Genomic DNA, 25,114 nt, shown 5'->3' with positions numbered 1-25,114 from the left:
ACCATGCAATTAGTGGCAAAAGCTCAAGTCGCACATTTTATTAACGACCAACACGAACATTTACCTTTCTTGAAAACGTTGCAAAAACGTTCATTTTTCAATTAAAAACAGTAATAAGATTAACTTTTAGGTTTTTTTACCTTTTTTTTAGGTATTTCTCTTTTCTGGTTATTACTCTCCAAGCCAATATTAATCAACTTCAATGAATAACCTCAACAAACCAAAAGGATTTTTGTTATGTATAAACTAGCCATAGCCACACTTTTATTAACCGTCTTTACTGGGCAAGTTAATGCCGTTCTTCTAACCTTCAATGGCACCCTTGATCTCAGAAATCGAGGTGGGGATTTAGAATACGACTGGTCTCAACAAACTGCCGGTTTCACGGGGGCAATAGATTTCTTAACTGAAACACCATATCGCTCAGATTATAGAACGGGAACAGATGGCTTCATCAGAGATGAAGCATGGTATGAATACAGCAGCTTTATTTTTTTACTCGATAACGGGGTAACTTGGTCACATACTGGTGGTTATGCAGACAATGATTTTGTCCATGTTTATAACGGTACAGATGGCTCAAATTCGAACACTTTTGATGGAGTGGAGCTTTATGGTCGTGAAAATACGGTGGCATCCAATGGGCTGGTGATTTCTGGAATGCATTTACGCGCGCGAGACTATGACGATACTACATTTGATAGCTCTGGTATTTCCAGCATTACCAGTTTTCAAGAATTGATGGATGGATTTTGGTACCAAGGGCAAATTTCTTTTTATAGTCCTCATAGTCATTATGGCGAGTACAATGTTGGAATTACAAATATTGCGTTTGATCCGTTAAATGAGAACCCTGTTCCTCCTGTGGCTCAGTCTCCCGTCACTTCTGTGCCCGCTCCAGCATCTGCCTGGTTATTTCTTTCTGCTTTGATAGGATTTGCTGGTATTAAACGCAAGAAATAATTAAGGCTACTTCGGTAGCCTTTTGAAGTTTTGCTAATAGGGCACACTTTGTTGAAGCTACGGTTAATCCAGTCGCCATACACCTAAAGTTCAATGAGTTTTTCTTTAAGGCTTATGTCACAATAAGAAATGATTTCTTAAGGCCTTACTATGCAACGCTTTTCTTCTTTCGCTGGGATGCGGAAAAATCCCCAATTGTTACTATTACTCATGGCCTTTGTGATGCCTTTGGTATTTTCTATTTGGAATGCCTTACTTAATAATTTTGTGGTAGAAAAAGCGCAGTTTACTGGTGCCGAAATTGGCATGTTACAAAGTTTACGTGAAATTCCAGGTTTTTTAGCCTTTAGCGCAGTGTTTTTATTGTTGGTCATTAAAGAGCAAACCTTTGCTTTAATATCTTTAGCTGTTATGTGTATTGGTGTAGCGCTAACAGGCTGGTTACCTTTTGAGTTAGGCCTGTATTGCACCACAGTATTAATGTCTATTGGCTTCCATTATTTCGAAACGATAAATCAATCATTAACTCTACAATGGGTTGCTAAAGACAAAGCGGCCCACTTTATGGGTAAACAATTAGCCGTAAAAAGTTTCGCGTCTTTATTGGCTTATGCTGCGGTATGGGTAGTGATGGAATGGATGGGTTACTCATATATAACAATGTATATGTTAGCTGGAGGTATTGGACTTATTATTGTGTTGCTCATGTGGGTTAGTTTCGACACCTTTACCTTAGGTACCACCCAGCACAAACACATGTTTTTAAGAAAACGTTATTGGCTGTACTACGCTTTAGTTTTCTTTAGCGGTGCCAGACGACAAATATTCATGGTGTTTGCCTCATTTATGATGGTGGAAAAGTTTGGCTTTTCGGTAGGCGATATTAGCCTTTTATTCATTATAAATTACGTATTCAACTTATTTTTTGCGCCTAAAATAGGGCGCTGGATCAGTAAAATAGGTGAAAGACGCGCGCTCACAATTGAATACATAGGTTTAATATTTGTGTTTTCTAGTTATGCCTTGGTTGACAATGCCTATCTTGCAGGTGGAATTTATGTCATAGACCACCTATTTTTTGCCATGGCTATTGCCATTAAAACCTACTTTCAAAAGATAGCGGATCCAAAAGACATTGCATCTACCGCTGCAGTCAGTTTTACGATCAACCATATTGCTGCAGTAGTCATACCCGCTCTACTTGGTATAGTTTGGTTAACATCACCAGTTTTGGTATTTTATATCGGTACAGGATTTGCTGTATGTTCATTATTATTAGCGGTCAACATGCCAAATAATCCTATGACTGGAAACGAAGTAATTAAAGATCCTCTGTCTTGGGCGAATAGAAACTCATGAAAAAAACAAATAAATACACTCTAAACCTAGTTCGCATATTAGTAGTCGTGACTTGCTTCGCTACACATGCCAAAGAACCTTTAGAATTGTTTTGGGAAGATATGGTACCTAAAAACTATATTCCACCAGAAGCAGAACTAAGCCATGACGGCTCAATGATGCAATTGGGTGTTAATGCTCCTATTGTTGAAGCACTTGATAATAAATTAGTTAAAATCCCTGGTTTTGTTGTGCCATTAGAAGGTGATGACATCAATACAACGGAGTTTTTACTCGTCCCCTATTTTGGCGCATGTATCCATGTTCCTCCTCCACCAGCTAATCAAATAGTTTATGTGAAGTTTTCTGAAGGAGTGCCGATACATAACATACAAGATGCAGTTTGGGTAACCGGAACTTTGTCCACTAAAACGTGGCAGGGTGATTTAGCGACCGTGGGTTATTCTTTAACTGGTATTAAAATTAGTCCCTACGACGGCTAAAAAATTTAGCAAAATTCGTTACTTAGTGTTAAAACATAAAGTATCTTGTCTATACTCATGTTTTAGATGTAGTCGTTTGAGTGATAGGTGTGCTACTCGCTTTAATTAATATAGGAAAGACAACTCGATGAATTTTTTGACCAAAATGTCAATTGCGAAAAAATTATTTCTGATCCCTATTATTGGTACAGTCGCGTTTTTAGTTTATTTAGCCATAACGACAACTACCGCTTTAAACAATGTTGATTCACTTGAAAATATAATTGAAGTGCAATACCCAGCATTAGACGAAACAAAAAGTGCGTTAGTTCGAATGGAAAAGGTGAAAGATACCTTAAGTGCAGCGGTAACAACCGGTGACGAAGATTCTTTAGCGAATGCTAAAGTTTATGCTGAAGAAACCATTTCACTATTACAAAACATTAAAACCATAGATCCAAACCTCAGCTCACAAGTGAATCAGATTTCTACCTCTTTTAAAGCCTACAACGACCTTGCTTATGCAGTGTCAGAGTCGATGGTAAATGGTACTGCTGACTTTTCTAAGTTAGGTCAATTGTCAGCAGAGATGAACAAAAATTATGACGATGCAGTTGCCACGTTAACCTCATTTAAAGATTCACGAATTGCAGCTTTTCAAACCGATATTAAAAGTGTCGGAGAAAGTGGTGAATCTATGATCATAGTGGGTGTCATTATGGCGCTGGTCACCATTGTATTATTATTCGCTACTGCCATTCCTATTGTAAATGGGATTAGAGGCAGTATTGTCCAAGTGGTAGATTCGCTTAAAGATATAGCTCAAGAAGACGGGGATTTAACCGTTCGAATCAAATCTTCAAACCAAGACGAAATAGGCGACCTAGTTCATTGGTTTAATCAGTTTATGGAAAAATTACAGGGCGTAGTAAAAGAAGTGGTCAATTCTTCGTTGCCACTGTCACAACTTGCTCAAAATCTAAATCAATTAACTGACGACACAAACAAAACAATTGAAGTACAAAAAAGCTCAGCTGACCAAGCTAAAACGGCAGTTGACGATATGAGTACCAGCGTAAACGCAGTCGCTGAAAGTGCCGCTGAAGCTGCCAATGCAGCAGGTGATGCTTCTACTGCGGCTGATGACGGCCAATCTGTTGTAAACCACACCGTGCATAGCATTCAAGAGTTAGCGGCCAATGTTGAAGAAACAGCTGAAGTAATCAGAAAGTTAGAAGCTGACTCAAATCAGGTAGGTGTGGTACTTGACGTGATTAAAGGCATTGCTGAGCAAACAAACTTATTGGCGCTAAATGCCGCCATTGAGGCAGCACGTGCAGGTGAACAAGGTCGAGGTTTTGCAGTTGTTGCAGATGAAGTAAGAACCTTAGCTTCCAGAACACAACAATCTACCGAACAAATTCAAGAAACCATTGAACAGTTACAAGGCGCTGCGCGTTCTGCGGTAAATGTTATGGCTAAAGGTACAGAGCAAGCTACAAATAGTGTTGAAACTGCCAATAAAGCGGGGGCAAGTTTAACGGTAATAACAGATACCATCAGTCAAATTACTAAAATGAATGATCAAATTGCTCGTTCAACTGGAGATCAACAAGCTGTTGCCAAAACCATTAGCAGTAACGTTGATGAAATACACCATAGAACAGAAGAAACCGCTAGTAGTTCGAGAGAATTAGCTTCTGTGAGCGCTGAGCTAGCTCAACTGGCTCAACATTTAGAAGGCATTACCAAACAATTTAAAGTCTAATATCAAACCGTTAATTCATGACATAAAAAAGGCAGCTTCAGCTGCCTTTTTTTGTTGTTCGCTTCTGTGAGTTAAGTATCTTTGAGATTAAGCTTCCAACAAGGGTTTAAGAAATCTAGCAGTATGTGAACCAGCTACTTCTGCGACTTCTTCCGGCGTCCCCTGTGCAATAATTTGTCCTCCACCAGAGCCACCTTCTGGACCTAAGTCAATAATCCAATCTGCGGTTTTTACCACATCTAAATTATGTTCAATTACGACTACAGTGTTGCCGTGATCTCGTAATCTATGCAGTACTTCAAGCAATTGTTTTATATCGTGAAAATGCAAACCGGTTGTGGGTTCGTCTAGAATATACAAAGTTTGACCTGTATCTCGTTTAGACAGCTCTTTAGCTAATTTAACTCGTTGAGCTTCACCACCAGACAAGGTAGTGGCTGCTTGACCTAAACGAACATAAGAAAGCCCGACATCCATTAAGGTTTGTAATTTACGAGCTATAGCAGGTATCACATCAAAAAATGGTCGAGCTTCTTCAACCGTCATCTCTAAGACTTGATGTATGTTTAAACCTTTATATTGAATTTCTAGAGTTTCACGGTTGTATCGTTTGCCCTTACAAACATCACAAGGTACATAAACATCAGGTAAAAAGTGCATTTCTACCTTAATAACACCATCACCTTGGCAGGCTTCACAGCGACCACCTTTAACATTAAAACTAAAACGCCCTGGTTTGTATCCTCGAGACCTAGCTTCTTGAGTGCCAGCGAATAATTCTCGCACAGGGGTAAAGATACCTGCATAGGTCGCTGGGTTAGAACGCGGAGTTCGACCAATAGGACTTTGGTCAATATCAACTACCTTATCCATAAACTCTAAACCAGTAATTTGTTTATAAGGTGCTGCTTCACCCGTAGTGGCGCCATTTAATGCATGGTGAGCTAATTTATAAAAAGTGTCGTTTATTAATGTAGATTTACCAGAGCCAGAAACACCTGTCACACAGGTCATCAGGCCAATTGGCGCTCTAAAAGTAACGTCTTGCAAATTATTGCCAGAAGCCCCAGTAATCTCCACCCATTTGTCTTGATTTATTTCTGTACGTTTTGCCGGTATTTCAATTTTTTCTCTACCAGACAAATATTTACCTGTTAATGAATGTTCGCTATTTTTAATATCTTCAATCGTACCTTGCGCGACTACCTCACCACCGTGTACACCGGCACCAGGACCTATATCTAAAACAAAATCAGCCGCGCGAATGGCATCTTCATCATGTTCTACCACTAACACAGTGTTACCTAAATCCCTTAAGTGAATAAGAGTTTTAAGCAATCTTTCATTGTCTCTTTGATGTAATCCAATTGAAGGTTCATCTAACACATACATGACCCCCACTAAACCTGCACCAATTTGACTGGCAAGTCGAATACGCTGGGCCTCACCACCAGACAAGGTATCTGCACTTCGAGATAATGAAAGGTAATTCAAACCAACGTTTACCAAAAAGCTTAATCGGTCATTAATTTCTTTAAAGATTTTCTCAGCGATTTGTTCACGTTTGCCGGTTAAATTGACACTCTTAAAAAACTCCAACGCTTCGGCAATCGACATATCTGTTATGACATGTAACGGAGTTTCACCGACAAATACGTTTCTGGCTTCTAAACGCAAACGAGAGCCTGAACAACTAGAACAATGCTGCTGGCTTAAATATTTTGCCAATTCTTCACGTACAGCATTTGATTCAGTTTCTTTGTATCGGCGCTCCATATTAGGAATAATCCCTTCAAAGGGATGTTTACGCTCCATAATATCGCCACGATCATTGATATATTTGAAGTTTAAGGACTTTCCTTTACTACCATTGAGTACTAAGTCTTTAGCTTCATCACTCAACTCAGAATAAGGTTTAGTTAAATCAAAGCCGTAATGATCGGCAACCGCTTGCAACATTTGAAAGTAGTAATAACTTCGCTTGTCCCATCCACGAATAGCTCCACCAGAAAGGCTTAGCTCGTCATTGGTGATCACACGATGCGGGTCAAAAAACTGTCTAGTACCTAAACCATCACAGCTTTGACAGGCACCAGCTGGGTTATTAAACGAAAATAATCTTGGCTCGAGTTCGGCCATGCTATATCCACAGTGTGGGCAAGCAAAGTTCGATGAAAATACCAGTTCTTGTTTTTCTGGTTCATCCATAAAGGCAACTTTTGCCGTGCCGCCAGACAAATTAAGTGCAGTTTCAAATGACTCAGCTAAACGTAATTTCAAATCGTCACGAACTTTAAAACGATCGACCACCACTTCAATAGTATGTTTTTTATGTAGGTCTAATTCAGGAGGATCAGACAAATCACATACATTGCCATCAATACGTGCTCGAATAAAACCCTGAGCGGAGAGGTTTTCTAAAGTTTTAAGATGTTCACCTTTTCGGTCTTGCACCACTGGCCCAAGCAACATTAATTTGCAATCTGCGGGCATGGTTAGAACACGGTCAACCATTTGGCTAATCGTTTGTGCGTCAAGAGGCACGTTATGTTCAGGACAACGAGGTTCACCTACTCGCGCATAAAGCAAACGTAAGTAGTCATAGATTTCGGTAATGGTACCTACGGTTGAACGAGGATTATGTGACGTCGATTTTTGTTCAATGGAAATAGCGGGAGATAAACCTTCAATGTGATCCACATCAGGTTTTTCCATCATCGACAGAAACTGCCTAGCGTAAGCAGATAAAGATTCGACATAACGCCTTTGCCCCTCTGCATACAAAGTATCAAAAGCTAAAGAGGATTTGCCTGATCCAGAAAGACCGGTTATGACTGTAAGTTTATCTCGGGGAATGTCTAGATTGATGTTTTTAAGATTATGGGTGCGAGCACCACGTACTTCAATTTTGTCCATTGTGATTCTGTATCAGCGCAAAAGAAGAAGTATTACATACTCTGAATGTTAGCTCTATGCCCTGTATGATTATCTTTTATTAATTCTTGACTAAATAGAAATTAAAAATCTTCTCCACTACTGTTTATTATTTTTTGAACGCTAGAATTTATGCTAAAGTATTCGCCCTTTTAGCTCCTGTTATAAACTTTTTAAAACTGATCTTATCTTGAATTCTACCGAACTACGCACCTCATTTTCTCTCGCATTTGTTTACGTTTTGCGAATGTTAGGCTTGTTTATGATCATGCCGGTTTTAGCAGTGAGTGCTCAACACTACCCTGATTATTCTGCATTTTTAGTTGGCTTAGCGATTGGTGGCTATGGGCTCACTCAAGCAGTATTACAAATACCAATGGGAGTTTTGTCAGACAAAGTTGGGCGAAAACCTGTCATAGTTGGCGGCCTACTAATTTTTGCCATAGGTAGTTTAGTAGCCGGTTATGCAGATAACATGTTTTGGATTGTAATAGGTCGGTTATTACAAGGCGCGGGCGCAATTGCAGGCGCGATCATGGCGCTAGCTGGAGATTTAAGCCGTGAGAGTCAACGACCTAAAGTGATGGCAATCATTGGTATTTCAATTGGATTTTCGTTTTATTTGGCTTTATTGCTTGGCCCTCTGGTTGTCACCAATTATGGTTTGAATGCGATATTTTTTGCAACAGGCGTGTTATCACTCGTATGTATATTGTTAGTATTATTCATGGTGCCTAATGCGCAAAATATTGCACCTAAAGGCGATACATTACCCGTTGTTCAAGATCTTAAAAATCTGTTTGCTAACAAGAACTTATTCCGCTTAAACATCAGTGTATTGGTATTACATATGCTGATAACTCTATTGTTTGTACAAATTCCCATTTTTTTAATTGACCTAAATTGGGCGCTTGACTCACATTGGAAAGCCTATTCAATCGTATTGTTTGCCTCGATACTTGGCTTGGTCGTCTTTATGGGATTAGCCAGAAAGCGCCAAAAATTAGTAGTACTTATAAGTGTGGCGGGTTTGGCCATGGTATTTGCCTTAATGGCCAATGGACACGACTCCATCATTTATTTATTAGTATTGGTTAGTTTCTTTTTTACTTGTTTCAACTATTTAGAAGCAAACTTCCCAGCTATGGTATCGAGTATTGCGCCAGCGGGTAAAAAAGGCTCTGCTATGGGAATTTATGCCAGCTTCCAATTTTTCGGGGCATTTATTGGTGGTGTTTTGTCAGGCACAATAACCGAATACTTAGGCAGTAATTGGGTGTTTGTACTAGCCAGCCTATTGTGCATTATTTGGTTGCCAATAATCCAAGGTTTGACAGCGACGAACCGCTTAAAAAGATATACACTAAGCACAAATCATCAAACACCCGATTCAGCATATTTGCAGCTATCAGAATTGGCAGGTGTGAAAGACATAACTGTTGTTCCAAACGAACACATAATTTATTTAAAAGTAGATGCAAAACACTTCGACATACAAAATGCGCGACGTGTGCTGAACATACAAGATTAGCGAGGAGATAAAATGGCGAGTAAAGGTATAAACAAAGTAATTTTGGTAGGTAATTTAGGGAAAGATCCTGAAGTACGTTACACGCCAAATGGCAAAGCAGTCGCTAATTTAACTTTAGCGACTTCTGAAAGCTGGAAAGACCAAAGCGGACAAATTCAGGAAAAAACTGAATGGCACCGTGTATCAATGTTTGGAAAATTAGCCGAGATTGCCGGTGAATATTTACGTAAAGGTAGTCAGGTTTACATTGAAGGTAAATTACAAACCCGTAAGTGGCAAGATCAACAAGGCCAAGATAGATACACGACTGAAGTCGTACTTGACCCATTCAATGGTGTCATGCAAATGTTAGGCGGCAAAGGCGGCCAATCTTCTGAAGGTGGATTCCAAGGACAACAACGTCCAGCTCAAAATGCACCTCAACAAAATCAAGGTTATCAGCAGGCACCTCAGCAACAACAGCAATACCAACAAAAACCGCCTGCTCAATCAGCACCACAACAGAATCAAGGCTTTAATCAAGCCCCTCAAGGTCAACAACAAGGCCAAAAGCCAGCACCTATGGCAGAGCCTGACTTTGATTTTGATGATGATATTCCGTTCTAGACAAAGACAAAATTAGAAATGTTTATTTTTGTTGTTAAAGCCGCTTTTTAAGCGGCTTTTTTGTTTAAGAGTTAATTTTTCACCCTAAACTCACATTAATTAAATGCTGAAAGCTAATCGCTCGGTGGTAGCACCGGTGTACAAATTAGTTTCCCTTGGAAACACTGGCAGTGACTATTGTTGCATCATCAAAAAAGGTACTTCTTGGCATGACAATAAAGTCAACAGCGTCACCTTGTTTAAGCGCAATATCTGAGCCAGTTACCTGATAAGTTGTGGTTGTTCCAAAACCTGTTAAGTCTTGAGCATCATTTAGTTGATTGCCATTAATCCGAACCGAAACATTTACGCCATCGCTAGTGCATTTAAGGCATTCAATAGTATCCATTGCGAAAAAGTGGCCTGATATATCATAATCACCATCCTGTTGGATCACGTACCTGAGTACTATTTCAACACCGTTATTTCCTGGATGAAGAGTTAGTGTCCCTGACTTAAAAACATTACCAGGAAATAGTTCATCTTTATCACTGTTGTTTAAGTACCCAGCGTGAAAGCCTTTGTTTACCCAACCTACAATTGATGAACGACCAAGCAAAGTTGTGGGACTGTAATCAAACAGCTCGAACACACTGCCGCTATACATGCCAATTTGCCACTCATTCGTGATGGATTGAGTGGGGTCTACCTGATGACTGAGGTTCAGGAAAAACTCGGAAGCATTGGCAGTAAGCACCGAGGGAACGCCACCATAAGTTTTGAGTTTAAATCCTCGTAACAAATCTAAAGGACTAGAATTAGATTCCGAATCACTTAAAATATCTACTGCATTCAGATTAGCACTAATCGTTTTGGTCAACTGCGTACTGATGCTGTACTGGCTTGATAACATCTCTTTTTTATTTGCCGTATATACTTCAGACCAAACTTGGGCTCCAGTACTTCCATTTATTAACCGAGTAATGATTCGAAACGAATTCTGCTCGGATCTAACCGACCCCTCAAGGATGTATTTTGCATTTAATTGTCGTGCAACAGATTGATTTGAAAGCTCATTATTATCAGCTGCTTTTGCCATTGAGCGAGCAATAACATTTAGACTAGAGTTTAAAGACAATTGATGGTTAATTTCCTCAGAAAGGCCTTTAGCAAAAACAACCGACCCATCGTCTGAATCAATTACGTCAAACGTTGACACTAAGATCGATGTATCATTTTCAGTAATAGGTTGCGGCTTAATCATTGTTATTATGATTAACCCAAAGACAAACATTGCAGCAAGGGTAGTAAGCAGCCACTTTTTAGCTAGTTTATTTTTATTATTTTTTTCCTGAACAGCTTCTGCATTTTTTCGATTTGTACTCAACTCTAAGGCTGGCTCACTTAAGATATACCCTCTTTTAGGTTGCGTTGTGATGTAACTTTTATCACTACCATTGTTTAGATATTTTCTTAACATAGCGACAATATTATTTATAGCATGATCAGATACATATCGGCCTTGCCATAATGATTCCATTATTGTTTTACGAGAAACAAGCTCACCGTTTGCACGAATCAAAAGCATAAGCAAATCCATGCATTTGGGTTCCATCTTTATAGTTTGATCGCCATCAAGTAAAAGTCCTCGTGATGAATCTATAACCCAGTCTCCAAGCTGGTATTTACCCATAGCAACACTCCAAACTCACTGGTTTGTGATGTATTAAAAACATCATAAAAATCTAATGTACCTTTTGCGTTCAATATCTATCTGAGATTATGCCTTCGAAGAGAATCAACAGCTACTATAACTTAGGGACTAAATATGAATAAGCTTACGCTTGCACTGCTCGTTTTTGTCGTCAGCATTACCAAATCTAATGCTTCAATAATCACATCTAACGCTTCGGTATTTTTCTTGGATCTCGCTAAGCAATCAGATCCATCCCAGTCCATCTCGAATGAGTGGCAAATTGGCATGTATAGCGGCAGTGTATTCGAGCTGTTTGATTACAGCCCTACAACCGTTCTTGGCAGGCCAAACATAGTAGGTTGGGTTAAAAGTGGTTTTCATGCAGGTTTCTTAAATACCAGTGATAAAGATGAAATATTTCCTGGCAATGTTTTCAAAGCAGGTGCACTGAACCTTCACCCTGGGCAAAACGACGCCGATATAGTGCTCAGGTATTTAGTTCAACAGGATGATGACTATGACATTTTTGGTCATTTTTTCGCGATAGACACAATCGAATGCCTTAGTTGCACCAGTGATGGCGTAAATGTGTCGGTACGGGTCAATGGCAATCAACTAAATGGTGCTCAAGACATAACAGGTTTTGGAACAACCACAACTTATCAGGTAACTGGCTCAGACATCGCACTTGAGCAAGGCGACTTTATTGACTTCATTGTGATGCCCAAGGACACATTCTACGATGACGCAACAATTATCACTGCCAGTGTTTCTAGAGGAGAAATGATTGACGTTAATGAACCAACAACGATTACCCTGATGTTATTAAGTACCAGCATTGTATTTATTCGTCGCAGAATTAATGATTTGTGATTTTTATACAAAGATTTGATGTAAAGAATTTCTATTGTCTTGGTTATGGTCTAACCAAGCTTTAATGCATTAAGAACGTTTTTAAAGTCGCAATATGCGACTTTTTTGTATGTGCAGGTTTTGTCACTTTATTGATCAGCATTCTTAATAGTGTGGTGAAAGGTATTATTTGGGGTAACAATGTATGAACCCAGTCATAACCATTGCTGTAAAAATAACCTATTGTTTACATCTCTAACCACAGGAGCAAAAACATGAAATTAGTCACAGTAGGTTTAATCAGCTTAGCCATATTTTCAACCGGTACTTTTGCAAAAGCGCAGCTGCCAGTTTCTGCACATAACTGTAAGATAGTTAAATCAAAACTCGACGGTATGTTAGAAAGAGAAAAAGTAGGCTCTTCTACTCCCGCACATGCCAAACGTCTTAGATCTAATATCGAAATGTTTGAAGAACTTAAACAAGGCTGCAAACAAAAAGGTTTAGCCCTTAATTAATTATCACTATTAAAATGTTCTCGCAGAAGTGTTAACTAATACACTGTGACAAAAACTAGTAACTAGCCGCATTTCAAATTATTGATACGCGGCTTGCTTCTCACAAGCTACAGCTCACAAAGTCACTCACAAATTCCAGATCAAATACCAAGCTAATTGCATAACAATTTCATTATGAAGGTCTCCTGATATACCATGTATTGAGTTTCTGTCACTAGAGGCAGTTGATCTTTGGTGAATGTTCCTACAATAAAAATTAAAGGAAAGCTGCATGCTGAATGAGCACCAAAGAACAACCGTAATTAAAGTATTTTTGTCAGTTATGATTGTTGTTTACTGGAGTGGATGTACGCCACCTCCTGCGAATACAGTTCCCACTGCCAATGCAGGTAACGACCAAGCTGTAGAGGAGCTATCCAGTGTAACATTATCAGGTTCAGGCATCGACGCAGATGGTTCCATTTCTAGCTATAGCTGGACACAAACATCGGGGACTTCAGTTACTGTAAAAGATACAACTTCAGCAACGGCAACATTCGTTGCACCTGACATAACTTTGGATGAAACACTGACATTCCAATTGACAGTGACAGATAATGACAATGCGACAGCCACAGATACCTTAAATATTGCTGTTAAGAATGTAAACCAACCTCCTACTGTTAATGCTGGAAGCAACCAAGCAGTAAAGGAGCAAGCCAGTGTAACATTATCAGGCTCAGGCACCGACTCAGATGGTTCTATTTCTAGCTATAGCTGGACACAAACATCAGGTACACCAGTTACTATAACCAATGCGACTGCAGCAACGGCAACATTTGTTGCACCTGACATAGCTACAGATGAAACACTGACATTCCAACTAACAGTGACAGATAATCACAATGCAATAGCCACTGATACTGTAGATATTACTGTTCAAAATATAAACCAATCTCCCGCTGTTCATGCAGGTAGCAACCAAACAGTTAAGGAGCAAGCCAGTGTAACATTATCAGGCTCAGGCACCGACGCAGATGGTTCCATTTCTAGCTATAGCTGGACACAAACATCGGGTACTTCAGTTACTTTAAAAAAAGCGACTTCAGCAACGGCAACATTTGTTGCACCTGACATAACTACGGATGAAACACTGACATTCCAACTAGCAGTGACAGATAATGACAATGCAACAGCCACAGATACCGTAAATATTGCTGTTAAGAATGTAAACCAACCTCCAGCGGCCAAAAGCACAGTTGCAAAACCACGACTACCAGTATCTGCACACAACTGTAAGATAGTTAAATCAAAACTAGACGGAATGTTAGAAAGAGAAAAAGTCGGTTCGTCTACCCCAGCACACGCCAAACGCCTTAGATTTAATATCGAAATGTTTGAAGTACTTAAGCAAGGTTGCAAACAGAAAGGCCTAGCTATTAATTAATATTATTGGATTTGCGTATTAGACGTCACAGTGTCTGTATTATAGAGATAAAACTTTAAGTTCAGTCACCATTAAAAAAACTCAATTTGTTGAAGGTGCAGTTATTTAATGGCATTGATTAAAGTACATTATTCTAAATAAGACTTTATTGAGCCTTATCTTAAACGCTTTTAATATTTTCAGAATAAACCAAAACTGAACATGGCGAAGCGTCTATATGCGCGTGTTTTTTTTAATTGTAAACAGTAGGAGATAGTGTGCATGACGAATTTGATTCGAGTTAATCGTAAGGTATTAACGGATTGTGTCAGTGCTCGCATGCAAACTGCAGGCTTATTAAAAGATAGGGCCGATAAAGAAGCTAACATTATGGTGGATGCCGATTTATTAGAGGTACCGTCACATGGTGTACGTATGTTGCCTAATTTGTTGGCGGCGTTAGAAGAAAAGCGTGTTAACGCTAATCCTATCGAAACACTGATCAAATCTTTTGGTGCCATAAGTGTGCTTGACTGTGATAACGGTTCTGGCCGTGTAGCTTCATTAAACGCTATGGAAAAGGCTGTTCAGCAAAGTAAGGAGTTTGGTGTAGGTGTCTGTTTAGCTAAAAATACCAGTCATTGGGGCAGGGGCCATGCTTATGCCAGTTATGCTGCAAAACAAGGGCACATTGGAATTTGCACCACAAATGCCATACCGAGCATGGCTGCTTGGGGGGCAACATCTCGCATAATAGGTAATAACCCCTTGGCAATTGGTATGCCGAGCGCACAACCAGAAGAACCCATTGTGTTAGATATGGCGATGAGTCAAGCGGCGGTCGGTAAAGTCGCGACTATGTTAAGAGAAAATACTGACATTACCTCACCATTAGGATTCAACCCGCAAGGCGAACCAAGCACAGATGCCCAAGCTATTTTGGCAGGAGCAGTGTCTGCAATGGGGGCCCATAAAGGAGAAGGCTTAGCATTAATGATGGAAATGTTAACCGCTACTTTAGCCGGCGCCGCTTTTAGTTTTCAATTATTAGCCAAGGATAAAAGTGGTGCAGATCCCGATTCAACCAAAATATTCATTGCTTTAAATGTACAAGAGTTTGTAGGCTTAGATACTTTTTATCAACAAACCTCCGACTTGTTTACCCACCTCAAACAAGTTACCCCTGCATTTATGTTTCCTAGTGAAAGAGGTTGGCAAGCAAAGCGTAACAATTTAGTTAAAGGAGTGCCTGTCCATACCGAAATAGCCCAAACGTTAAGAACTGTTGGTGTGGATTTATTTGAAAGTAAAATAGGCTAAATAAGGTGAGCATTAGCTCACCTTTTTCATACAAAACTAAAACGGATCTTGGGGTTTTATTTTTATTATCTCTGCGTAATCCACAATTTGGTTTTCAGCTTTCCATGCTTGGCTCAATTTTTCGAGTTTTTTCACTAGCTCAGGTTTATCTGTAGCAAGGTTATTAGATTCACCTGGATCATTTTGTAAATCATACAGTTCATATTGAACACCAGGTACTGCACTAGCTTGCAGATACCAACCCGCCTCCATAAGTAGTTTCCAGCGACCTTGATAAATAACACTTTGTTGGCCTTTGTCATTAAAAAATAAGGCTTCTGGTGGAGCCTGTTGCTGCCCTTTTAAAGACTCCAGAACATCACGACCATCTGGTTGACGAGGTACTGAACCTCTAAACGTTTTAGGAAATGAGGTGTTGGTGATATTTAAAAATGTTGGTAACCAGTCTCCCACCCATATTAAATCATGATTCATGCTGTCGGGTTTGATAACCCCAGGCCAAGTGGCAATAGCATGGGCTCTTGCTCCCCCTTCCCACAACAACGCTTTAACGCCCCTAAAAGGCTTATTCATTAAGTCACCAATATGTGACGCGGCGCCGTTATCAGACATATACACTATGAGAGTATTTTCATATTCTCCAGACTGTTTTAAGCCTTGAATCAGTTTTCCTACGTTTTCGTCTAGTTTTTCCATCATGGCACCATGCACCGCAGACATTAAACGAAAGTCTTCAATTTTGTCTTCAGGTTGCTTAGTCCATTTGTGATTATTTGAATTTGCTTTGGCATCTTTGGGATACATGCCTTCTTTTACTAGATTGGTGTGACGGGTGTCGGCAATATTTTGTAAATCCTGATAACGCTTTAAATATTTTTGTACCAGAGGTTCTGGGGCTTGTAACGGTTTATGTGGGGCGCGGAAGGCGACGTACATAAAAAATGGCTCGGGCTTTTTTGCTGCGTCACTTATCATTTCCACCGCGCGATCTGTCATGCCGTCTGTTGCATAAAATGCTTGGCCTGATTTGCCGTGACATGCGCTGTAATATTTTTTCTCAAATGCTGTTTTGTTATAACAATTCATTTGGTACTGGTAATCGTACTTTAACTTTGCCGGTGAATTACCTTCGTAGTATTCATGTTTATCTGCTGGTGTATAAAACAAGTTGCCTTGGGCGCCGTGAAATACAAAACTTTGTTGAAAACCTCGTTGAGGGGGCAAAGCTAGGTAATCCGCTTCCATTTCCTGGGGAGTTAACTTCATACTTGCCGGGTGAGTTTTGCGCCAGCCTGCGGCCATTTTTTCAGGGTGATTCTTAATGTAACTGCCACCTAAATGCCATTTACCCACCATTAAGGTTTGGTAACCGTTGTTACCTAAAAGCTCTGAGATAAGTGGTTGTTCGTAAGAAAGTCTTGCTCGGTGAGCTTTAAAAGGTAACTCTCTAACCCAGTCACCTACAACACCGCCACCAAAACCAACATGAGCAGCATCTACTCCAGTCAATAAAGATGCTCGAGTAGGACTGCATCGCGCATTGCTATAAAAAGAACTAAAACGCATGCCTTCTTTTGCCATGGCATCTAAATTAGGCGTATCTATTTCACCACCAAAACTACCCAAATCTGTAAAACCGGCATCATCAGACAAGATAACCACAATGTTTGGACGTGGACTATTTTCTGGTTTCGCAATACAAGCTAAGGAAAAGAAAACCAATAAAGTAGCGAATGAAAATTTTTGCATTTTGAAATCAACACTTATTAATAATGTTTCTCATATTAACAGAGTTTAGTATTGCATATTGTATTTTGTATTTTGTCTACAATTTAATTATTGACTGGTTTCACCTATCTTAATGACAAACGCTGTAGAGGTATCAAATTTTCCGCCCATTAGTGCTAAGAATAAATGTGTAGCTTTGCCGTTTTGCATTAACACCTGAGGGCGTTCCATACGCTGTATTTTACTTTCATTGGTAAAATCTACATTAGTGCGATAGCCCAATTGAGGTGCCGACCAATTAATACCATCTTTGGAATCTAACATTAAACCTACATGTGGATGGATAACCCCCATATCACGCATGATCATATAAAACGTGTTGTTTTCAATAAATACATAAGCGTCTTCAACTTGTTTTTTATATTGAGCAAAATTCACCAAAGGATTTTTAGCATGTTTAATGTAAGGGCCTTTAATGTCTTTGGCGATAGCTACGCCCATTTTGCGCATGTCGTCATTATATTTGTCCCAAGCTTTGTAATATAACCAAAACTCTCCATTAGGGTGTTGTAGCAAAGCTGGGTTGGTGGTTAAGTAGCTATCCCAGTCTTTCTTATTTGGGCTAACTTCCAAAATAGGTTCATCGCTGACTCGTTTAAACGGCCCATTTAAACTGTCTGATATGGCTAACCCAATACGCTGAGTAGACGCATGATGACCGTCATACTTTGTGGCATCTGCTAAGTTATTACCAATAAAAAATAAAGCGTATTTGTCGCCCACTTTTTGAATGGTTGGATTGTGAATAGTATCAGCATCCCAATGCCCTTCGCCCCTGCCACTAAGCACCGTGCCTAATACAGTATAAGGTCCTTCAGGTTTATCAGCTACCGCATGGGCAATTTCACTGTGACTTAACCACCTGCTATGCGTGCCACGCCACCTTGAATAAAAAAGGTGGAATTTTCCGTCATCTCCAATAATTGGAGAAGCGCCCCATACGTTCCAGTTTTCTTCCTCAAGTATGCGTTTTCCCTGACTTAACTTATGGCTAAAGTCTGATTCTATAACTTCATAGGGTAAATTCAATTCGGCTAAATCTTCAGGGAAAGCATGAGATTTTTTTGCGGCAATTAATTGGGTTTGAAACCCAAGTATCAAAAGGATTAATAAAACGCGTTTCATTTTTTATCTCCAAAAAATTGCTCTAATACAGGATCATCAGTGGCCAACATTTTTTTGAATATAATGTCGTCAAATGCATTTATTTTCTGCTGCAGCTCAGGCTTTACAGTAGCGATGAGATTATGTGTTTCATCCGGATCATTGATTAAATCGTAAAACTCATCTCTGCCACGGTTTTTATAATCTTTGATGAGTTTGTATTGGCCATCACTGTACATTCTCATCTGAGTCACAGACTGGTGAAGAGTAGAATATGCTGCGTAATAATCACTAGATAAAATGGCCTTTTCATCCAATAAAGCCGTTACAGCACTTTTGCCTCGTATGGTGTGATTTTTGTCGGCTTTACCTTGGCCAATATCTACTAGCGTAGGAAACCAGTCTAGATTAGATAAAGTGGTAGCGTTTCTAGTATTTGCAGGAATGACATTAGGCCAACGAACAATGGTAGGCACCTTTAAACTGGTGTCATACATATTGGGTCGATCACCTTTAGGAATGTTTTTGCTACCTTCAGGACTTTTAGTCAGTAACCAATGGCCGTTTCCTTTATGCCAAATTCCATTGTGCCCCATGTTGTAACCATGGTCTGAGGTAAACACCACTAAGGTGTTTTCTGCCAAACCCAGATCGGCTAACTCTGCTAATAGTAAGCCCACATTTCTGTCGATACTGCGCACACTAGACAAATATTCAGCCATATATCTTTTGGCTTTTTTGACGTCTAAATTCGGGTAATCTGGATGTGGAAGTTTCATATCCATATTTTTGTATGGCGCTGCATCTTCAGGAGCGACAGGCAACCATTTAGTGTGGGGAGCGCGATAATGAAGTGACAAGGCAAACTTTTTGTTTTGGTGGTTTTGTAAAAATGAAATAGCCTCGTTAGTGAGAATATCTGCCGTTAGGCCCTGCATCTTTTTTTCTTTGCCTTGTTTTTCTATTTTAGGATTTGCGGTTTTGGTTCCACCAGCAATAAAACCAGTAAATTCTTGATAACCTAAGTTCGTTGGATGGTACTTGTCCAAGTAACCAAGGTGCCATTTTCCGATTAAGCCAGTGTAATACCCTGCGTTACTTAATATCTTGGGCCAAGTTTCAACTGAAGGATCTAATCCTAGTTCAGGTTCCAAACGAGTTAGAGACTTATAAGTGGTATTGATCCAGTCATCAATACCTTGTTCGTAACCATACTGAGAGGTGAGTAAGCCTGCACGAGAAGGACTACAAACAGGGGTTGTCGTATAACCGTTGGGAAATGACATGCCTTGTGCAGCAAGCTTGTCTAAATTTGGGGTAATAGCTTGCTCATTACCTGAACTACCTATAGCCCAAGGCGCTTGATCATCTGTGTATATAAACAAAATATTGGGTGTATTGAGAGGCAAAATCGACTGGTTTTGTGCTGCTTCTTTTGGAATGAAGCTACATCCTAATAGAATAATTGGCAGAAAGATCATTGAGAAACAAGAAGCCAAAAATATTGGGTTAGTATTAATTTTTTTCACTTTGATACGCGATCCATATAACGGTGATTCATACGAGTTTTTTGCTCAGGTTTAGTAAAAACATATGGAAATTCAGCCATTCCATTTTTTACTGCTACCTAATTAATTGTCGGCAAATCTCATTCTGTATCAAAATATACATATTTAAAACACAAAATTTAAATATAAATATAAATATGCGTAATCTTAATTAACCTCGCTCGCAACTTTATATACATGCAGCGTTTTTCGTAAAGTGTGTTTAGTATCCAGTATGGCACTAGAGAGCATAATCCCTTCGGCTACTGATTCAACATTAGCCGCAAAATCATCAATACTTAAACTAATTTTCTTAAGGCATAGTTGCTTATTATCAAGCGCCATTTGTAACTTTAGGCCAATGGCTTGTCGAGTTTTAATTTTGTTTTCTTCTATTAAATCAGCGCAATAAGATTGCCCGGCATGCAATAAGTCCGTTTTGATAATCGCGTTTGGAATATTGTCAAAAACGTCTGTACATCTTTGCGATAGAAAACCATAAGTATCTTCCCAAAAATCACCAGGGCTACTTATATAACTTTTTAATTGGTCATCTTTTTCACGTAAAAAATTTTGAATAAAGGCTCTGAATAACACTTCTTTTGAAGAAAACTGTTTATGAATAGTGACTCTGGATACGTTCGAATAACGACTAATCATAGCGATACTTGCGGCGCTATAGCCATGTTGAAAAAAACATTGTTTTGCCGTATCGAATATTTTTTGGGTACTTTTTAACATTGAGAACTACCTTTACATTTGATTTCAAGTTTACTGGAAAAGGACTAACCAATCAACAGGGTTTACACTTAATGTAAATGTGTTAACATTGTTTTTTGATTATAAATCAACCAGCGACGTAATTATTTTTGGGGATGAAAATGAAATTGTGGATATATACAAGTCTGTTAGTGCTATTAATAGGTTGTACTGAAGAGGTTACTGTCGTTTCGGACACATCACCCATTGTGGTACAAACATTTGCTGCGGTGACTAAAAAAAATAACCAAGCCTATGAATTTCCAGCTGTGGTATCTGCAGTAAAAGATGTTGAACTTAGATTTGAAGTGGCTGGGCGTTTAATCTCTACGGATTTAATTAAAGGCAAAAGAGTTGAAAAGGGGCATGTATTAGCTCAATTAGATCCCGCTCCGTATAAACGTAAAGTAAAAGACAAACAAGTAAGGCATGAAGTCGCTACCAATGATCTAAAAAGAATCGAAGCTTTGTACAAAAAAGGCGGGGTGTCACACAGTGCTTACGATAGTGCTAAGTCTCTGTTTGAAACGACTCTATTAGATCTCAATAATGCTAAACAGGATTTGAGTTATACCAAAATAGTGGCTCCGTTTGACGGCTTTGTATCCGATAGATACTTAGAAAACAATAGCTACGTACAAGTGGGGAACTCAATCGCCACATTACAAGATCGCTCTAGCATGTACTTCTCATTCGACGTTCCAGAAAAAATAATGACCATACACAGTGGAAATAAAAATGTTTCCGCCACAGCTCAGATAATAGGTTTAGAAGATCGCGTATATGACATTCATTATGTGGAGCATGAAACCACCCCCGATCCAATCACACAAACTTACAACGTTACTTTTGCTATAGATAACACCCAAGAAACCCAGTTAATACCCGGCTCTCGTGCCATGGTGACTGTACAACCTCTGTTAGGTAGTGGAAATATTACCGCAATTCCTATTTCAGCAGTATTTGGCGATGCTAAAGCTGGATTCGCTGTATGGTTGTTTGATAACCAACAATCTGTGGTCAATAAACGAGTTATAAAAATTAGTACATTTGTAGATAAATTAGCAGTTGTTAGTAATGGATTGGCAGAAGGTGACAAAGTCGTTTCTGCAGGTATTACACATATGCGTGAAGGATTAGCAGTAAGAGAATATAAGGCTGAGCAATAATGGATATTGCACGTTATTCATTAACCAAACCAGTTAACGTATGGCTGGCAGCCCTAGTTTGTGTGATTGGTGGATTGATCGCCTTAGATAACATTGGCCGGCTTGAAGACCCAGCTTTTACTATCAAAGAGTCCATGATAATGACTTATTATCCTGGAGCCAGTGCTGAAAAAGTAGAAAAAGAATTAACCGAACAAATTGAGATTGCGCTGCAAAAAATGCCGCAATTAAAACGGCTCAAATCAACTAGTAAACCTGGATTATCTCAAGTTAGAGTTGAGGTACTGCCAAATTACGATACTGATCAACTTCCTCAAATATGGGATGAGTTAAGAAAACGACTAACTGACCTCAGTCCATCTCTGCCAATAGGCACCTCTACTCCTAATGTTATTGATGACTTTGGTGATGTGTATGGACTGTATTACGCTTTAACTGCACCTGAATTTAGCCCCTATCAAATCAGAGAGTTCTCACGAATCATTAGGCGAGAACTACTTACTATTGATGGCGTGGCAAGAGTTGATGTAAACGGGATATTGCAGGAACAAATTGTTGCTACGTTCGACACATACCAAATTGCAGGTTTGGGACTTTCATTCCCAGATATTACCCAGTTATTAGATAACAATTTGAGGCCTTTTAATGGCGGACGTCTATTAGTAGAGGGCAAACAAGTCAGGATATCTTTAGCCGATTCAGCCAATCAGATTCAAGAAATAGGCAATTTATCAATTGTGTTACCGGGTAATAATGCGTCGATTAAATTAAAAGACATTGCCGAAATTTCTATTGAACCTGTAGAAATCCCCCAAAGTGTCATGCGTTATAACGGCAAAGAAGCCATTACGTTTGCCGTATCAGCAAAGTTTGATGTAAACATTGTGGACGTTGGCCAAAAAGTAAATCAAAAAATTGATGAATTATTAAACACCTTTCCGGTAGGCATTGAAGTGGATTCGCTCTATGACCAAGCGGGTATTGTAGAAAAAGCAGTTGATGGCTTTATTATTAATTTAGAAGTATCGGTATTGGTTGTTACTTTGGCCTTGTGCATTTTTATGGGTTGGCGTTCAGGCGTGGTAGTCGGTGTGACCTTGTTAATTACGGTATTAGGTACAGTGCTGATCATGTGGCTATATGATTTACAATTACAACGTATTTCATTGGGTGCCATGGTTATCGCCATGGGTATGTTAGTAGACAATGCCATAGTGGTGGCAGAGGGCATGATGATGCGAATGTCTAAAGGAAAATCCGCATTAGAAGCAGCCAGTTTTATTGTAAAGCGTACACAGTGGCCTCTATTAGGAGCAACCGTAATAGGCATTATGGCTTTTTCAGGCATTGGATTATCTGACGATGCAACGGGTGAGTTCTTATTCTCATTGTTTGCCGTAGTACTGATTTCACTGATGTTAAGCTGGGTGTTTGCCGTAACCCTCACACCTTTACTAGGCAAGTATTTATATAAAGTAGGTGAAGCTCAAAATACGCAATCCACCCCATCTAAATTATCATTGGGATATTTAAAATTATTAAACCAAGCGCTCAGGTTTAAATGGATAAGTTTAGCAATATTAATTGCCATAACGGTTGGCGCTTATGCAAGTTTTGGATTGATAAAACAAGGTTTTTTCCCCCCCTCTAATGCCCCTGTGTTTTTTATCAATTATTGGAGCCCACAAGACAGAGATATACGCAGCACAGAAGCTAATATGAAAAAAGGCGAACAAGTCATTTTAGCAGACAAAAATGTTAAAGCCGTGGCCAGCTTTGTAGGACGAGGGGCGGAACGATTTACGCTACTGTACGGTCCTGAAATGCCCAACGAAAGTTATGGACTATTTTTAGTCCGAGTAGAAAACGCTAAAGATATTCCTATGTTCACTCGAGCCTTGTCTAAAAAATTAAAAAATGTCGATCCCGATGGACGTTTCTACATGAAAGTTATGCAATTTGGACCTTCAGCTCCGGCCAAACTCCAGGCCAGATTTTCTGGACCTGATCCCGTGATTTTGCGACATTTAGCCCAGCAAACCAAAGGCATATATTTTGACGACCCTCACATTGGTAATATTCGAGATGACTGGCGTGAAAAAGGCTTCATAGCCACACCACAATATGACGCTATTACAGCGGGTTTAGCTGGGGTTTCTCGCTTAGATTTTTCCCAAGCCATTCAATTTGCAAGTAGTGGTTTACGTATAGGCCAACTGCAATCTGGCGATTACCTATATCCAATTATTGCAAAAAATCGTTTGCAAACAACGCCTGATTTATCTGATATCAAAAACAGCGTTGTTTGGAGTAGCAGTCAAAGGCGTTACATTCCATTTCAACAAGTATCTAGCGACATTCAATATGACAGTGAAGAATTACTAATTCAACGAAGGGATAGGGTACGCACTATCACAGTATCAGCAGAACCTGGCATTGAAGAAACCGCCGGCGCGGCATTTAGTCGAGTGAGACAAAAAATTGAAAATATTGATTTACCAGTGGGTTACTCATTAGAATTTGGTGGTGAATTTGAATCCGCTAACGATGCCCAAAAAGCATTAGGAGCAGGTTTACCTTTGGGCTTTTTAGTCATGTTTTTAATTAGTGTATTGTTATTTGGGCGCGTAAGGCAACCTCTGATTATATGGCTAATTGTGCCGATGGCCATAGTAGGGGTTGTTGCAGGATTATTAACTGCAGATATGCCATTTGGCTTTATGTCTTTATTAGGTTTCTTGAGTTTATTCGGCATGTTAATTAAAAATGCCATTGTTTTGTTAGAAGAAATTGATCTGCAAATAACTGAAGGCAAACCACCACTTCAAGGTTTAATTGAAGCAAGTGTTAGCCGTTTGAGACCAGTAGCGTTAGCTGCAATCACTACGATTTTAGGTGTAATGCCACTATTATTTGACCCATTTTTTGCAGATATGTCGGTGACTATCATGGGCGGTTTAGCATTTGCTACACTACTTACCTTAGTGGCGGTGCCAGTTTTTTATAGTATCTTTTTTAAAATATCTTACCAGAAGCTTGTTGACTCAAAACCTGCATAGCAAGGCTTTAAAAATAACAAAAACCACTTCAGTATATGTACTGAAGTGGCTTCAATCGATGTTAATCACTTAATAAACTGATAGGAACTTAAAGAGCTCTATCAAAATACAATTCACTGTTAGTTAAACTTGCAATATGTTGCATATAACTAAGGGTTTGTTGTGTAAATTCCATACCTTTCACCATACTTAAGTTACGTAAAATGGGAAATATCAACACATCATCCATTCCCAATTCTTTATTGATAGATAGCTCTGGCAACTGAACTAACACTGCATTTACGGTAGCTATATGT

The 25,114-nt window shown here is 39.3% G+C and carries 18 protein-coding genes and 1 pseudogene; 12 read left to right on the top strand and 7 right to left on the bottom strand.

Features of this window, described 5'->3' with window-relative positions; genetic code table 11:
* Positions 1 to 237: 237 nt before the first annotated feature.
* The 4 genes from ACSHXM_RS04470 (at position 238) to ACSHXM_RS04455 (ending at position 4,551) form a co-directional block, all read left to right on the top strand.
* Positions 238 to 963 (top strand): VPLPA-CTERM sorting domain-containing protein, encoded by a 726-nt coding sequence (locus ACSHXM_RS04470; RefSeq protein ID WP_435687532.1) that lies wholly within the window; start codon positions 238 to 240, stop codon positions 961 to 963.
* Positions 964 to 1,113: 150 nt separating this feature from the next.
* Positions 1,114 to 2,322, top strand: a complete 1,209-nt coding sequence (locus tag ACSHXM_RS04465) for an MFS transporter (protein WP_435687531.1) — start codon at positions 1,114 to 1,116, stop codon at positions 2,320 to 2,322.
* Positions 2,319 to 2,804, top strand: coding sequence for a DUF3299 domain-containing protein (locus tag ACSHXM_RS04460; protein ID WP_435687530.1), 486 nt, complete (start codon positions 2,319 to 2,321; stop codon positions 2,802 to 2,804). Before ACSHXM_RS04465 ends, ACSHXM_RS04460 begins: the two co-directional genes overlap by 4 nt.
* A gap of 127 nt (positions 2,805 to 2,931) precedes the next feature.
* Entirely contained in the window at positions 2,932 to 4,551 is a 1,620-nt protein-coding gene (locus ACSHXM_RS04455; RefSeq protein WP_435687529.1) for a methyl-accepting chemotaxis protein, read from the top strand.
* 87 nt (positions 4,552 to 4,638) lie between these two features.
* Here the strand turns inward: ACSHXM_RS04455 and uvrA are convergent, their stop codons facing one another.
* On the bottom strand, positions 4,639 to 7,467 hold the full coding sequence (gene uvrA / locus ACSHXM_RS04450; RefSeq protein ID WP_435687528.1) for an excinuclease ABC subunit UvrA: 2,829 nt from the start codon (positions 7,465 to 7,467) through the stop codon (positions 4,639 to 4,641).
* Between the two features lie 208 nt (positions 7,468 to 7,675).
* Here uvrA and ACSHXM_RS04445 point away from each other — a divergent pair, with 208 nt between their 5' ends.
* Both ACSHXM_RS04445 and ssb read left to right on the top strand, forming a co-directional pair.
* On the top strand, positions 7,676 to 9,016 hold the full coding sequence (locus ACSHXM_RS04445) for an MFS transporter (protein ID WP_435687527.1): 1,341 nt from the start codon (positions 7,676 to 7,678) through the stop codon (positions 9,014 to 9,016).
* Between the two features lie 12 nt (positions 9,017 to 9,028).
* Positions 9,029 to 9,622, top strand: a complete 594-nt coding sequence (gene ssb / locus ACSHXM_RS04440; RefSeq protein ID WP_435687526.1) for a single-stranded DNA-binding protein — start codon at positions 9,029 to 9,031, stop codon at positions 9,620 to 9,622.
* A 145-nt stretch (positions 9,623 to 9,767) separates the two neighbouring features.
* On the opposite strand, the gene ACSHXM_RS04435 is transcribed toward ssb, so the two are convergent.
* Positions 9,768 to 11,294 carry a winged helix-turn-helix domain-containing protein gene (locus ACSHXM_RS04435; RefSeq protein ID WP_435687525.1) on the bottom strand — a complete coding sequence of 509 codons (1,527 nt, stop codon included), beginning with the start codon at positions 11,292 to 11,294 and terminating at the stop codon, positions 9,768 to 9,770.
* A gap of 135 nt (positions 11,295 to 11,429) precedes the next feature.
* On the opposite strand from ACSHXM_RS04435, the gene ACSHXM_RS04430 reads away from it, so the two are divergent.
* The 4 genes from ACSHXM_RS04430 (at position 11,430) to ACSHXM_RS04415 (ending at position 15,392) form a co-directional block, all read left to right on the top strand.
* Positions 11,430 to 12,170 (top strand): hypothetical protein, encoded by a 741-nt coding sequence (locus ACSHXM_RS04430; RefSeq protein ID WP_435687524.1) that lies wholly within the window; start codon positions 11,430 to 11,432, stop codon positions 12,168 to 12,170.
* A 254-nt stretch (positions 12,171 to 12,424) separates the two neighbouring features.
* Positions 12,425 to 12,667 (top strand): hypothetical protein, encoded by a 243-nt coding sequence (locus ACSHXM_RS04425; protein WP_435687523.1) that lies wholly within the window; start codon positions 12,425 to 12,427, stop codon positions 12,665 to 12,667.
* A 271-nt stretch (positions 12,668 to 12,938) separates the two neighbouring features.
* Positions 12,939 to 14,093: a PKD domain-containing protein gene (locus tag ACSHXM_RS04420; RefSeq protein ID WP_435687522.1), complete on the top strand. Its 1,155-nt coding sequence runs from the start codon at positions 12,939 to 12,941 to the stop codon at positions 14,091 to 14,093.
* A gap of 261 nt (positions 14,094 to 14,354) precedes the next feature.
* Complete coding sequence (locus ACSHXM_RS04415) at positions 14,355 to 15,392, top strand: Ldh family oxidoreductase (protein WP_435687521.1); 1,038 nt, start codon at positions 14,355 to 14,357, stop codon at positions 15,390 to 15,392.
* A 36-nt stretch (positions 15,393 to 15,428) separates the two neighbouring features.
* On the opposite strand, the gene ACSHXM_RS04410 is transcribed toward ACSHXM_RS04415, so the two are convergent.
* From ACSHXM_RS04410 to ACSHXM_RS04395, 4 genes are all read right to left on the bottom strand, one after another.
* On the bottom strand, positions 15,429 to 17,141 hold the full coding sequence (locus tag ACSHXM_RS04410; protein WP_435687520.1) for a sulfatase-like hydrolase/transferase: 1,713 nt from the start codon (positions 17,139 to 17,141) through the stop codon (positions 15,429 to 15,431).
* 87 nt (positions 17,142 to 17,228) lie between these two features.
* On the bottom strand, positions 17,229 to 18,305 hold the full coding sequence (locus ACSHXM_RS04405) for a glycoside hydrolase family protein (protein WP_435687519.1): 1,077 nt from the start codon (positions 18,303 to 18,305) through the stop codon (positions 17,229 to 17,231).
* Complete coding sequence (locus ACSHXM_RS04400; RefSeq protein ID WP_435687518.1) at positions 18,302 to 19,813, bottom strand: sulfatase-like hydrolase/transferase; 1,512 nt, start codon at positions 19,811 to 19,813, stop codon at positions 18,302 to 18,304. The genes ACSHXM_RS04405 and ACSHXM_RS04400 overlap by 4 nt, the downstream gene beginning before the upstream one ends.
* A 186-nt stretch (positions 19,814 to 19,999) precedes the next feature.
* Positions 20,000 to 20,572 (bottom strand): TetR/AcrR family transcriptional regulator, encoded by a 573-nt coding sequence (locus tag ACSHXM_RS04395; protein ID WP_435687517.1) that lies wholly within the window; start codon positions 20,570 to 20,572, stop codon positions 20,000 to 20,002.
* A 140-nt stretch (positions 20,573 to 20,712) separates the two neighbouring features.
* On the opposite strand from ACSHXM_RS04395, the gene ACSHXM_RS04390 reads away from it, so the two are divergent.
* Together ACSHXM_RS04390 and ACSHXM_RS04385 are read left to right on the top strand one after the other, a co-directional pair.
* Complete coding sequence (locus tag ACSHXM_RS04390) at positions 20,713 to 21,759, top strand: efflux RND transporter periplasmic adaptor subunit (protein WP_435687516.1); 1,047 nt, start codon at positions 20,713 to 20,715, stop codon at positions 21,757 to 21,759.
* Positions 21,759 to 24,818 carry an efflux RND transporter permease subunit gene (locus ACSHXM_RS04385; RefSeq protein ID WP_435687515.1) on the top strand — a complete coding sequence of 1,020 codons (3,060 nt, stop codon included), beginning with the start codon at positions 21,759 to 21,761 and terminating at the stop codon, positions 24,816 to 24,818. The genes ACSHXM_RS04390 and ACSHXM_RS04385 overlap by 1 nt, the downstream gene beginning before the upstream one ends.
* A gap of 88 nt (positions 24,819 to 24,906) precedes the next feature.
* Here ACSHXM_RS04385 and ACSHXM_RS04380 read toward each other — a convergent pair.
* A pseudogene (locus ACSHXM_RS04380) lies at positions 24,907 to 25,114 on the bottom strand (hypothetical protein); the annotation flags it as partial.

The sequence above is a fragment of the Paraglaciecola sp. genome, assembly GCF_051252315.1.
Classification (GTDB): Bacteria; Pseudomonadota; Gammaproteobacteria; order Enterobacterales; family Alteromonadaceae; genus Paraglaciecola.
Note: the sequence above shows the minus strand (reverse complement) of the source record. Positions and strands in the feature narration are given on the sequence as shown.